Genomic DNA, 13,100 nt, shown 5'->3' with positions numbered 1-13,100 from the left:
CGAGAAATAGTACGCAATGTAAGTAAGACACATTGCCTGCAGGAGAGGTGGATGAGTGGTTGAAGTCGCACGCCTGGAAAGCGTGTATAGGTTCATAGCCTATCGGGGGTTCGAATCCCCCTCTCTCCGCCACGGATAGTAATTAAGTAAGATCAGGACGTCTCAGGAAGTCCCTCAAAAACCGCTTAGAGCCTTGATTCTAAGCGGTTTTTTCGTTTTTCGGCGTCTCAGGTCGTGTCAGCCCATTTCAATGCATCGCGCTTTTTTTAGGGTAGGTGATGTGGAATCGGCGGCATACCCTTGATCGTCTACTCTTTTAATTTGCACCATCTTGTCTATAGTGTTCTTTCAACACGTTGACGTGGAGGTGCATCATGCCCAAGATCATTGCTCCGCTGACTGACGCTCGTATCAGGAACGCCAAGTCACGCGAGAAGTTGTACAAACTGTTTGATGGCGACGGCTTGTATATCGAGGTGACGCCAAGCGGTTCGCGCATCTGGCGCTTCAAGTTCCGACAGGCCAACGGCAAGGACAACCTGCTGACCTTCGGCCCATATCCGGAAATCACGCTACAGCATGCTCGCGAAAAGCGCCTTGAGACCCGCCGCCTGATGCTGCAAGGGATCGATCCCGGCAAGCACCGCGATGACGCCAAGCGGCGATTGAAGGAGCGCGCCGCCAACACATTTGAAAAGATTGCCCGCGAGTGGCACGCCAACAAGGTGCCGACCTGGAGCGAGCGCACCGCCAAGAACGTCCTGCAACGGCTGGAGGCAGATATCTTCCCGGCCATTGGCCGCAGGCCCATCGATGAACTCAAGCACCTCGATGTAATCGCTGCACTGCGCAAGATCGAGGAGCGCGGCGCAAGCGAAATCGCCCATCGCCAGAAAGCGGTATGTGCGTCAATTTTCAGCTACGCGATTCAATGCGGATTCACAGAGAGTAATCTGGTCACCGATATGAAGGATGTGTTGAAGACCGTCCGCGCCGGACACTTCGCCGCTATCAACGCCGACGAACTACCGCAGTTCCTGGCCATTCTGGACCGCAACGAAGCACGCATGTTCGCGCCGACGCGCATTGCGCTGCGGCTGATGCTGCTGTGCTTTGTGCGTACCAGCGAGTTGATCGAAACGCCCTGGAGTGAAATCGACCTGGAGCGCGGCGAGTGGATCATTCCATGGCAGCGCATGAAGCGCGGCAAGCTGACCGTCAATCCGGATATGACCAACCATCACGTCTGCCTGTCGCGCCAGGCGCTGAAGCTGCTGCGCGAACTGCACGCGATCACGGGCCGCAGCAAGTACCTGTTCCCGAATCAGCGCGACCACGAAAAGCCGATCAGCAATAACACGATACTGGTGGCGCTTGGACGCATGGGATACAAGGGCAAGATGACCGGCCATGGCTTCCGGGCGCTGGCCATGAGCACCATCAAGGAGCGCCTGGGCTACCGGCATGAAGTCGTGGACCGGCAACTGGCACATGCACCAAAGGATAAGGTGGCCAGCGCCTATGACCGGGCGCAGTTCCTGGCGGAACGGCGCAAGATGATGCAGGATTGGGCCGACTACATCGATGCCGTAAGCGGCAAGGGAGCGCCGCCGCAGACGCCAAGATTAACGCTGGTCAGTGGCGAATTCAGCCGGGATGGCGGAACAGGAGGGCACCATGTCTAAGTATGTATTGCGCCTCACGGATGAGCTTATCAATCAAGCTGCTCCGAAGGACAAAATATACAAACTATCCGATGGGGCTGGTCTGTACATCGCAGTGCAGCCCAGCGGCAGCAAGGTCTGGCGCATGAAGTATCGCCAGCAAAGCGGTGGCGAAAGCGTTCTGACTTTTGGCAGGTATCCCGAAGTCTCTATCGTCAAAGCCCGCGAACACAGGCTTGCAGCGCATCAGCTGCTGGAGCTGCAGCAGGACCCGCGCACAGAATTCAATCGAGAAAAATTGCATCCACTGCCAAAGCCTATTCCAATCGACGAAATATTCGATGAGCCGGAGTGGGGCCATGTGCAGACCAGTATCCGGCGGGCGACCCTGCTCGCTATCCGTCACCTCGAAACCGCCTTATTTCCGGCATTGCAGCGCATTTCCATCAGTGAAGCACAGCACAGTATCCAGCAAGCAGCCATTCGGCAAATTGAACAGGCTGGTTTGCAGGTCGTCTCCCGTCAGCTGGAGGGTGTCGCGACGGCGCTCGCTGCCAGTTATTTACGTAACGGTATGAGCATGGACCAATTGGTTAGTGCGATGAAGGAGTCAAGGAGGCGGGTACGTCGCCAGGGCGACAACATGCAGTAGCTATCGGAGTCTTTGACCGGGTCCCAATTCTGCGTACTACGAAAAGCGCACTTGACGAAACGAACCACTTGCAAACGTCGATATCAGGCATAGAATGAAGCTCTCTTATGTGGGAATCGCTCCCACGAGGGCATGCTTCGAGCATGTCCCTATGCTTAGCGGCATAGGCGTTGCGGTCGTTACCCGCCACCATGATACATAGCAGTTTCTGCTAGATATATCGCCGGGCCATGCAGAAGCATGCACATCTCGGCAAGATAAAGCGCTGCCTTCAGCGCCTACATATCCCACAGTCCGCAAGACGGATTGCCTGGATGATTGCGCCCGGTGGGCGCTTCTTCAAACAGGAGCAAGACTCCTGCCCTGATTGGTTCGCATGCCCCGCGAGGTTGCGCACCGTATGAAGCACAGCATGGCTTTGCCGCAAGCCGCAGCGTCAGCAGAAATGCCAGCGATGCGATGCCATCGCGGCTGCCGCCAGCGCATGTGCTTCAGAGTCGCCAGTATCGTCACCGCGAGTGCGATGCTGGCTTGTATGCCGTCGCATGCCATGGCTACGTGCGCGCGTCGTTACTGGCGGCGTGCTGCCAGTGACGACGCGCCGCCGACGGCATAGGCCCAGGCGGCAAGCGGCATTCCACCGCGTGATGGTGTTCAGTGACGGGGCCAGGCGCCCCGCATCGCAGGCAAGCCCTGCGATGTCCTTTGCCCGCAATGGGCTGATTAGTTGAAGTTGATCCGTGCACGATGTGCACTCCATGGACCCTGGGTGATTGGTCCCCGCTGCGGCAGCTTCCTCCGGGAGCGCGCAGCGGTGCCACACGCGCATGCGGCGCGGGCAGGCAGTAACAGCAACCGCATACACGGGAGTGGTGTCCCGAGGCCCTTGATTCAACCTTTTCTGCCGAGGCAGTGAGGGTGGCCAGAAACACTTACCCGACAGGATTACACCACGCGGCATCGATGTGAAAACCAATGATCGGAAGGATGACTTTGCCATGCGCGACCTGAACTACCAGCTCAAGCAACTGTGTCACCGCAACCGGGATGGCAGCTTTGCGACGCAGGCCGACCGCGAGCGCCTATTAAACCTGTGCGCCAACGACCTGGCGGAACGGGGCTTCCAGCATATGAGCGTGGACAGCCTGAAACCGAAGCATGTGGCGGCGCTGCTCGACAAGTGGAAGCAGGATGGCGTCAGTACTGGAACCATCAAGAATCGCATGAGCGCCCTGCGCTGGTGGGCCGAGAAGATCGGCAAGGAAAACATCATTGCGCGCACCAACGGTGAATACGGCATCGTAGAGCGGGTGTTTGTCACCAATCTCTCGAAGGCGAAGGTGCTCGACGCCGACACGCTGACCCGTGTGAATGATCCGTATACGCGCATGTCCTTGCAGTTGCAGGCGGCGTTTGGATTGCGGCGCGAGGAAAGCATCAAGATCAAGCCGGGATGGGCCGATGGCGGGAGCGTCTTGCGGCTGCAGGATAGCTGGACCAAGGGCGGCAAATACCGGGAGGTGCCGATTGCCACCATGCAGCAGCGCGCCATGCTGGAAGCGGCCAAGGCGCTGGTGGGCAAAGGCAGCTTGATTCCGGCGCAGTTGCGCTATCGGGACCAGTTGAACCGCTTTCGTGCGCAGTGCGACAAGGCTGGCATCCATGGTGTGCATGGTCTGCGCCATGAGTACGCGCAGCGGCGCTATGCCGAGCTGACTGGCCGACCGAGTCCAGCCAGTGGCGGCCCGACGTCGAGGCAGCTGGATGCTTCACAAAAATTGGTAGATCACGCCGCGCGGCTGAAGATTTCGGCGGAGATGGGGCATGGGCGTGAGCAGGTCACTTCCATCTACCTGGGCAGATGACCGCTCACTTGTATCAGGGCAGTAGCGAATGGAACAGAAGAGTTGCAAAGGAGTGCAGCCTTGGCGCTGCCGGAATGATCGCGGAGAGTCGGCATGACTCTCCATTGTTTGCTGTTCATCAATCGAAGGAGAATCTTATGACCACGACTAAAAAATTCCTCCGCTTGCCTGCGGTCATCGAGGCCACCGGCTGGTCACGTGCCACGATCTGGCGCAAGGTGAAGGCAGGCGTGTTGCCAGCGCCAATTCCCATCGGCCCCAAGTCTGTTGCCTGGGACGCTGACGAAATCGCTCATTGGCAGCAGCGCTGTATAGATGCTAGAGGTGGAGCCGCTTGAGCGGGAGGTCAATAACTGCTTGATCTGAAACACTCTACCATCGTGAGAGGTATCTAGAAGGTATTATTGATGTGGCTAGCACCTGTCGCACTTGTCGAGATCGTAACGCAATGGATTGTGTGTGTGCTTGAATTGTATAGTGGGCTTTTCAGGCGACCGTTGCAGAGTTTTCAATGGGAGAGATAGAGATCGATGCGCTGAGGCATAATCAAATAAATAATTAATTGTAATTTATTGTGCATTTGTTGTCTAATATTTCATCTAACTTAAAATGTTAGATGAAATATTTTTTATGATCAACTAAGTGGAAATAAATATTATATGTAAATTATTTTACTTAAATATTTGACGGTTTGCACTACGTCTAACATTTTCACTTTCGTCATCCAGGCTAATACGTATTCCAGGAGTAAAACGCTCCTCTGGGGTCAAACCAAAATCATCAACCTCTCTTTCCTCTTCTGCTTCTAAGTAACGGACAAATTCGTCGGCTTTTTTTAAACGAGTTTCTACGCGTTCAAGTCGCTTTTGCACATCCACCCAAGATCCTTCCCATAAACCATATTCCTCTATGGAGAGCGACGCCAGTTCCGCTGAAATCCGGGAATCAAATACCGCAGTATCAGTCGATACCAATTCTATATATGTAAATGCCTTTATTAAATCGTTATAAATATAGTTACCGTATGCCGTAATTCTGAGGCCGTCAATATCGTCATTGAACTCGTCGATCCGATTGCTTGATTCGATTAGCCCATATTTAAGAAGCATATCACAACTTAATCGGAAGTCTTCATCCATCTGAAAACGATTGGAGAAATCAATAATTATTGATGATATTGGTTGAAAAGCAGTACCTTGTATTTCATTTAATTTTGATAGCGGGCGTAGTACCCGAAGAGCAGTAAAATGCGACGATCTAATTTTGGATCGCAGTTGGAAAATATTCGGAACATGACTCTGCGTCTCATCGTAAAAAAAGCGATTCGGTATCATCACCGGCTTTAGTACTTGATGAATTTGCCATTTCCATGTATTTGACGAGGTAATCTCTTCGATATTGGTATACCTAGAAATTAACATCCCCCTAAATAGTTCTAAGGCTAAACGAATATTCCCGTGGGCGCAAGCCGTCAAAAAACTAGCTAAATGGGAATTTGGATTGCGAAATTCTTTCTCAAAACTAACAACTAAACTTCGAATGGTTTTTCTAACATCGTCATTTGCATCTATCCCGCCAATGTGGCGACTAATGAGATCAGCAGATAGTAGTTTCTTAACATACTCTAGTCTTTTAATGAAAACACTATGGGGAGGGGGCGAACTTAAGTGGAACCCAGAGTTTTGGTAAGCGTCTAACACTCCATGGATTGACGATGCATAAAATCTTTCCTCTCGCATTGACACGATAGTAAGGCATTTAAGAGATGCCGCAATTTCATGTGCGGTGGAAAAGCAATGTTCCTGTAATTTTCTTCCGTACTGATCGGTGTTGTCAATGACTACCACAGCACCTTTGTGTATTGAGCGAAGGTATTCTACTAGTCTTTCAGCCACATATTTTTGGTCTTTTTTCCATTCTGCGATTAAATTGTTTAAAGATTTCTGATAGTCGACACTTCCATCGATTAATCCATATAAATCTTGTTTCTGAGCTACTTCAAAACGATCAGAGAAGAGGCGCAATAGATTATCTCTGTTTCCATCTAGGATCTTATTTATATCAAGTCCTGCGACTAACTTCTGCCATATTTGATTATGTACCTGGCCTAATTCTTCGGGTGTGGAAAGCAGATCAATTATTATTGTGACAGCATTCTTTCTTAATATTTGCGGCTGTCGAACAAAGAGTAATTTACGTAGGAAAGTTGATTTTCCAATTCCCTTTCCACCGAAGAGAACTACGACATCTCCGCGCCTCTCCAAGATGCTTTTTTCAATACGATTCCCAAATGCACCTCCTCCATCATCATTAGTTATTTGTTTAATTCCGTATTCTTCTAAGTATGGAGTTAAGGAATCTGTGAGAAGTGATTGAGCAGAACGAAATGCATTCTCATATTCCCTATCGGAGACATAGCATGCATCCATGAAATCTAAATGAGTTTCGTCAATTACTCCAAAATATCGATCAGCTATTGGGCGCAATTGCTGAACATATTTATTTGGTTGAATAGCACGTGCGTACGCTGGTATTTCAAAGCCTGGTCGATATGTTTCTCTGTTTTCTTGAATGCTTCTAGACAGTAAAGAATTTAGGGAGCCATCGTAACTAACACATCTATAAGATAAAGAGTTAAATATTTGTGTAAATGAGCTGGAAAATCCGTCAAGGCTAGGTATCACAAAAGCGCGTAATGATTTCCAGTCAATCCCTTGTTCGAAAGCCCTAAAAATTATCCATTCATGTCCGTTGGTTATGGCTCCATAGGAGCAGCCAAGATCTAAGCAGTAATTTCTTACCTGCAAGATGGCTGAGCTAACGTTCTTATCTGTCATGAGTGTGCGAATCGAGATGTGGCCGACATCTTGACCAGTTCGAGCAGTAATAGGAATTGAGAAATAAAGTCCTTCTCGCTTAGCTTCTATTACAATTGCAATTTGGCCAGAGGCCTTTTTCAATACGTAGTCACAATAACCAGAATTAACTGCCTTCTCAAGAGCGGTATGGTTTTCCGGCCATCCTAATACATCATGGATAATTCGATTTATAACCTGATGGCGTGTATCCGCTTCGTTTAAGGAGCGACCTTCATTTTCTTTAGCTAAATTAATAGCGACAATGTGCTCATGCATAAATAAGACCATACCTTAAAGAAATAAAAATCTGTTGAGAAATTAAATATTTAACGCTATCAAAAAAATCATTCGGCATATTGCACAAATCTATCAATTATCTTGTCAGGGACTGATCCTATATTTCTTTGACACCTTCTTGTGGACGCTCCAGGACTGTCCAAGTATCGCTAGCCTCATCATTGCTATACTTTACTGGATCATCGGCCTTGATAGTCTCCGTTTTTGTATTTTGACGTCGTCGATGTTAAAACTATATTTCTTCGTGAAGGAGGTGATTTTTTCTTTCGCATCTAGGGTGCGGGGCATAGCTGCGGCTACCGCAATTTCTTGCAGTTCGGTGATCTTCACAGTGTATTCTCGATACACAAGTAGGTATTTTTGCTGTAGTGTACTTGCAGATCATACTTTACGCGGTTTTAGAAATACTATCCAAATGTAACAAACAAAATTCTTTTTGTTGAACGTGTAAGCGTCGTGCAAATGACGAAAAATAGCTTAAAATTTACTAAATATATCGCCATCATGAAATTAATGATGTCAATGTGTCGACGCGATGTGTCGAACTAAAATAGTTTTTAGCGGTGTTAGATCGGATTTTGAGCATGGTTGAACACTTCTTATTGTGAGGAAATAATGATATTTTAACCATCATATATTTTATTCTTGCTCCTGCGTCGGATTTAGCAAGAATCTTCTGTCGACAAATGTTGTCATTTTTCGTAGACTAGAGTAGGTATTTTCTGTACATCGCTTCTAGAATTAGGATGGAGGCAGTGTAGCTATCCGATGAAGATCGCCGCGAACTAGATATGAAAGTGAAAAAACTTAAAACCTGTGAGATGCAGGATCGCAGCAACCATCGAGGGTATGTACTACTTTATGCGCTATTCTGGTAGGCTTCAAAGGATCTATGCCAGTATGGCATGCTAGAAGTCTGTAAGGGCATGTGCTGATTTTTGTAATATTAATATATTGCACTAGCGGCTTGGCGAGGAACCTAAATAAAAAGCTACTGAGGTCTAATAAGACAATGTTGCGCTTCGTCTCTCTAGTAAGTGTTAAATAATTTTTAAATTGAAAGTAATCAGTGCATGGGAACTATTCAAGTTACGGCAAAAAAAGATTTCATTCAGTCATTAACATCGGCAAGACCTATTGCTGCGTTGGCTGAGCTTATTTGGAATGGGTTTGACGCAAAGTCCAACAAGGTTGAAATTTTCTTGGATATTAATGAAATGAACGGACTTGAATCTGTTCGTGTACGCGATTATGGTCAAGGAATTATATTCTCTGAAGCAGATAAGTTATTTGGTAGCTTAGGGGACTCGTGGAAAAAGGCAGCTGTTCGCCAAGACGGTCGCTCGCTTCATGGTAAAAATGGTAAAGGCCGCTTTAAGGCGTTTGCTTTAGGTAGTCAAGTTGAGTGGGCAACGACGTACAAAAGTGGTGAGAAATCGCATTCGTATAAAATAATTGGAAAAGCAAATGCCTTAGACAATTTTGATATCGGAAATGTTTCGGAAGTGGGTAACGATATATGCGGAACTGAAGTTACGATTCACAACGTGCTAAACGATTTTAGATCTCTAAAAGACGAAACAGCTCAAATGAGTTTGGCAAAGATATTTGCTGTATTTTTAACTGAATATCCCGAGGCATCAATTGAGTATGATGGAAACAATGTTGACCCCACAGCAGTACAAATTCAAAGAGAAGAATACAACTTAGGTGAAATAGACCTCAGTGGTGAACGTAAAGTGCTTGCTTCCGTTGTAATTATTGAGTGGAGCATTCCTACCGAACGAGTAGTCCATCTTTGTGACTCTTCAGGAATTTCTTTGCATGAAACTCCAGCTGGGCAGCAGGTTAGAGCGCCAGGTTTTAATTTTACTGCATATATAAAGTCAGATCATTTTCGGGAACTAGACAAGAGTGGACTGTTGGCGCTAGCGGATCTTCATGAAGACGTTCAGTCTATAGTACGTGTTGCAAAAAATAAAATGAAGGAGCATTTCCGTCGAAGACTTGCTTCAAGTCAAAGTAGAATAGTAGAAAAGTGGAAGAGGGAAAAGATTTACCCTTATGAAGATAGTCAAAATGTAGATCCAATTGAATTTGCTGAACGGCAGGTATTTGATATTTTGGCTGTAAATGTGCAAAGCTATCTTCCTTCGTTTGAAGAATCAGATATAAAACAAAAGAAATTTACTTTCTTCTTGCTAGCACAAGCAATCCGTCAGAACCCAGATTCTGTACAGTTCATTATCGGAGAGGTTTTGGGTTTGAAGAAAGAGGCTCAAGATGATTTGGCACTTCTTCTTGAAAAAACACCTCTATCTTCAATTATAAGTTCCGCCAAAATAGTTGCTAATAGACTCGATATGCTAAACGGTCTTGAGGCCCTAATTTTTGATAAAGAAAGTAAGAAGAAGCTGCTTGAACGGGATCAGTTGCATAAAATTCTTGAAACTGAGGCTTGGCTCTTCCATGAGGAGTTTTCTCTCGCTGGAAGTGAGCAACGTTTGGAAGAAGTGTTGCGTAAGCACTTATCGAAATTAGGTCCTCGTACAGACGACGCCAAAGCTGTTGAGGTTGGCGATGGGAAGACTGGACGCGTTGATCTAATGTTGCAGAAGGTTGTGCAGCCCAGAAATGGTCAATATGATTATTTAATTGTGGAATTAAAAAGGCCATCACAGAAAATTAACGATGATGTGTTGACGCAAATAAAAAAATATGCAATTGCCGTTGCCAGTGACGAGCGATTTGCTGGTGTTCCAGCCACCTGGACATTTGTAGCTATTTCAAACGAAATGGATGCATATGCAAAACGTGAAGCTAATCAGCGGGGCCGTCCCAAGGGGCAGGTTTTCGATGATGCTGAGTTAAACATTACTGTGTGGGTCAAAGAGTGGGCTGAGGTTATCAATGATGCAAGATCTCGATTGAGATTTGTGAATGAGCAACTATCATATGAAGCAGATAGAGATAGTTCCAAAGCTTATTTACAGAGAGCGCATGCAAAATTCATCCCAAATTTTAGTGATGAGGATGATGGAGAAGATTTAAATTCCGGAATTTAATTAAAATTCTAGACATATAATTATTGGCCATGAAAAAAATCCAAACTGCTAGATTGCCATTTGTTGTTGACTATTCAGAAATAAAAATACGTATACAGAAAAAAATCATATCGGCAATAAGCATTGATACCACAGTATTCGATGATAGTGGAATGAGGCTTGATAGAGGACTTTTTTCGCAATTACAACAATTTGGTCGTCATCCTGCAAAATTGGTAATTTCTGAAATCGTTTTGAGGGAAATTTCTAGGCATTTAACTAGCTCAATCACTACAAAAAAAGAAAGATTTGGACGTGATATGGTTGATGCGGCCGACTTCGTAGGTTTTGATCAGGTTTATGTTCAGGAAGTAAAAGATAAATTTCATGAACTGCCTAGCTCTTCTGATCTATGTGAAATGCAGGTCGAGAAGTTTTTGCATGAATCAAAAGCTATTGTTGTTAGCGCAGATGATCATATTAATGTAAGTGATGTCCTGAGATGCTATTTCAATGCGAATCCACCATTCCATCGTGAGAATCTGAAAAAAAGTGAATTTCCCGATGCAATTGCTTTATTGAGTTTAGCAGGATGGGCAACGGATGAGGGAACAGAGTTAGTAGTGGTTTCGCGAGATGCTGATTGGGCAACGTTTTGTGAAGAGTCTGATAAACTACATCTTGTAACGGATCTTGCCACAGCGTTAGCGTTATTTCAAACACCAGATGAAGCGGTTAAAAGTGTAATTGAGGAATTAAGAGGGATGCTAAACGATCCTGAGTCAGAAATTTTTTCACAAATTGAAGAGGAAATTAGGGATTTTGATTGGGTTGATCATGTTACCAGTGACATCGAATCACAATTTCAATGTGAGGAAGACGATTCAGAAGTGGAGTTGAAAAAATGCGAGTTTGTGGATGGGCCTAACACTATAGTCGTAACTGATATTGATGAAGAAGCTGTTTCTGTTATTTTTGCTTTGCAAGTTTCGGGTGAATATAAGGCTAATTTTTCGTTTCAGAAATGGGACTCTGTTGATCGAGAGTATATTTCTATGGGAGGTGGCAGTATTGTGCAAGATTTCGATGTTTCAGTTTCCGTGGTTTTACGAATCCCGAACAAATCAACAGATCCAGAGGATATGAAATGGGAGATTGAACCTAATTCCTTGCATTTTTATCTGGACGAATTAGAGCCAGATTGGATGAGTGGACGGGACTAAGTGATTTTCTGACTTTCATGTGTTAGTGGTGACGATATTACCCCCGCACCCGTATCACGACGGTTGACATTTGTTGCCATTACACCTCGGTGAAATCGGTCATTGGAAGCCCCCGCAATGTTGCCAGAAGCGGTCAAACCCGTGAAAATATAGGCCTTCGCGCGTGAAACGTAATGGTAGAGCTGGTGCCTTCTGATCGGTTAATGGAGGGGGATGTTTTGGGTTATGTTGAAATTTCAAATTGCCATAGTCTAGGATATATGCGGGTCCTGGCATTGGATTTGAATCCCCCTCTCCGCCACAGACGAAAAAAGAAAAAGCTACCCTCGGGTAGCTTTTTTTTCGTCTGTACGCGGAGAGAAGCACGCCCCCTGCGGGGCGTGCGCGGGGGATTCGAAGGGTCGGGCCTACCGGCCCGGCCCTCTCCGAATCGACCAACTGCTGCCGCTGCGCGGCAGCCTCGCGCGCCTGCGGCGCGCGTTCGTGGTTCTAATTAGGGTTCGACTGAGCAAGCTTCCACAGCGTCCAGCGCATAAGTTTCGTGTCCGAATTGCGGGCCTGACCCCTGCCCTTTCCTTAGTTTGTATGCAAATGGTGACTTGCCCCCAGCACCGCGTGTTAAGCCAGGCACGCGCCTTACGCTATATTCTCACATTTAGGGGGACTGCTAAGTAGATAAAGCCTATACTCGAATTGCGAACGGCACGTGCGGATGCCGGCTCTAGGAGTAGTGATGCGAAAACTAAAAACGGCTACAGTAATGTTTGCCATGCTTGTATTAGCGGGGTGCGCATCAACTACTTTAGAGAGCAAAGTATTCAAATCATATAGAGTGGGCGAGACAAAGACTGCGACAATAGGGGATGCTTTTCTAGTCGATCAAAATGGCTCAGAAAGGACCGTGAGAACCTGGGTTGGGATTCTAAACTCCCCAGACGGCTGGCAGGTTTCGAAGGTGGCGTCAGAGGACTATATTCGCCGGGAGCTACTTTACTCCGGTAGGTCGGGGGATATTATTAAAGTCGCCTATCGAGAATATCGAGGCGGGATGGCGGCGCCAGCATTTTTCCAAAACGTCGAGTACGACTTGAGTACTTCGAAAACTATAAAGTTTATGCGATTTACGCTTGATATCGTCAGTGCCACAAATCAGTCAATAACTTACAAAGTAGTGTCAGATAGCGAGAAATGATCGTATTCAGACTACTTTTCTATCCTAAAGTAACGGATGAAATAGGTCCGAAAATCAAGTCGGAATGTTCTCGTTATGCCGGATATGATATACGTCAATGTGTATGCTTACTAAGGTAGTGCAGTGTTTTTTAGGCTGAAACTGACATGGTTGGGGCCGTGTCGTAACGGTGGACCTGACCCCGGGTCGCGGGTCGTGCCCTGATCCCGGCTCGGACCCGTGATGAAAGGCTTTAGAGCTGAATTCACAATAAATTTCATCTTGCTACTTGGCCGAAAAATCCGATAAAAACTATAGCCGCAGAA

Annotated in this window: 8 protein-coding genes and 1 tRNA gene; 7 read left to right on the top strand and 2 right to left on the bottom strand. The window is 46.7% G+C overall.

Annotation, left to right across the window (positions count from 1 at the left end; translation table 11 throughout):
• The first annotated feature begins 41 nt into the window (after positions 1-41).
• The 5 genes from MRBLMS1_RS23865 to MRBLMS1_RS23845 all read left to right on the top strand — a co-directional run bounded on the left by MRBLMS1_RS23865 (position 42) and on the right by MRBLMS1_RS23845 (position 4,519).
• A tRNA-Ser gene (locus MRBLMS1_RS23865) sits at positions 42-132 on the top strand.
• A 242-nt stretch (positions 133-374) separates the two neighbouring features.
• Entirely contained in the window at positions 375-1,685 is a 1,311-nt protein-coding gene (locus MRBLMS1_RS23860) for a tyrosine-type recombinase/integrase (protein WP_485882423.1), read from the top strand.
• The gene (locus tag MRBLMS1_RS23855; protein WP_175445081.1) at positions 1,678-2,316 is read left to right on the top strand and encodes a DUF4102 domain-containing protein; all 639 of its coding nucleotides are present in this window, start codon (positions 1,678-1,680) and stop codon (positions 2,314-2,316) included. Before MRBLMS1_RS23860 ends, MRBLMS1_RS23855 begins: the two co-directional genes overlap by 8 nt.
• A 998-nt stretch (positions 2,317-3,314) precedes the next feature.
• The gene (locus tag MRBLMS1_RS23850) at positions 3,315-4,181 is read left to right on the top strand and encodes a phage integrase N-terminal domain-containing protein (RefSeq protein ID WP_485882421.1); all 867 of its coding nucleotides are present in this window, start codon (positions 3,315-3,317) and stop codon (positions 4,179-4,181) included.
• A gap of 137 nt (positions 4,182-4,318) precedes the next feature.
• Positions 4,319-4,519 carry a helix-turn-helix transcriptional regulator gene (locus tag MRBLMS1_RS23845; RefSeq protein WP_485882419.1) on the top strand — a complete coding sequence of 67 codons (201 nt, stop codon included), beginning with the start codon at positions 4,319-4,321 and terminating at the stop codon, positions 4,517-4,519.
• A gap of 333 nt (positions 4,520-4,852) precedes the next feature.
• Here MRBLMS1_RS23845 and MRBLMS1_RS23840 read toward each other — a convergent pair whose 3' ends face one another.
• Positions 4,853-7,315, bottom strand: a complete 2,463-nt coding sequence (locus MRBLMS1_RS23840) for a hypothetical protein (protein ID WP_485882417.1) — start codon at positions 7,313-7,315, stop codon at positions 4,853-4,855.
• A gap of 192 nt (positions 7,316-7,507) precedes the next feature.
• Complete coding sequence (locus MRBLMS1_RS23835) at positions 7,508-7,666, bottom strand: hypothetical protein (RefSeq protein ID WP_485882415.1); 159 nt, start codon at positions 7,664-7,666, stop codon at positions 7,508-7,510.
• A gap of 743 nt (positions 7,667-8,409) precedes the next feature.
• On the opposite strand from MRBLMS1_RS23835, the gene MRBLMS1_RS23830 reads away from it, so the two are divergent.
• Positions 8,410-10,401 carry an ATP-binding protein gene (locus MRBLMS1_RS23830; protein WP_485882413.1) on the top strand — a complete coding sequence of 664 codons (1,992 nt, stop codon included), beginning with the start codon at positions 8,410-8,412 and terminating at the stop codon, positions 10,399-10,401.
• A 29-nt stretch (positions 10,402-10,430) separates the two neighbouring features.
• Positions 10,431-11,603, top strand: coding sequence for a PIN domain-containing protein (locus tag MRBLMS1_RS23825; RefSeq protein ID WP_485882411.1), 1,173 nt, complete (start codon positions 10,431-10,433; stop codon positions 11,601-11,603).
• Positions 11,604-13,100: the final 1,497 nt, after the last annotated feature.

It is taken from the genome of Massilia sp. LMS1-1-1.1 (assembly GCF_040815535.1).
GTDB lineage: Bacteria > Pseudomonadota > Gammaproteobacteria > Burkholderiales > Burkholderiaceae_D > Janthinobacterium > Janthinobacterium aestuarii.
Note: the sequence above shows the minus strand (reverse complement) of the source record. Positions and strands in the feature narration are given on the sequence as shown.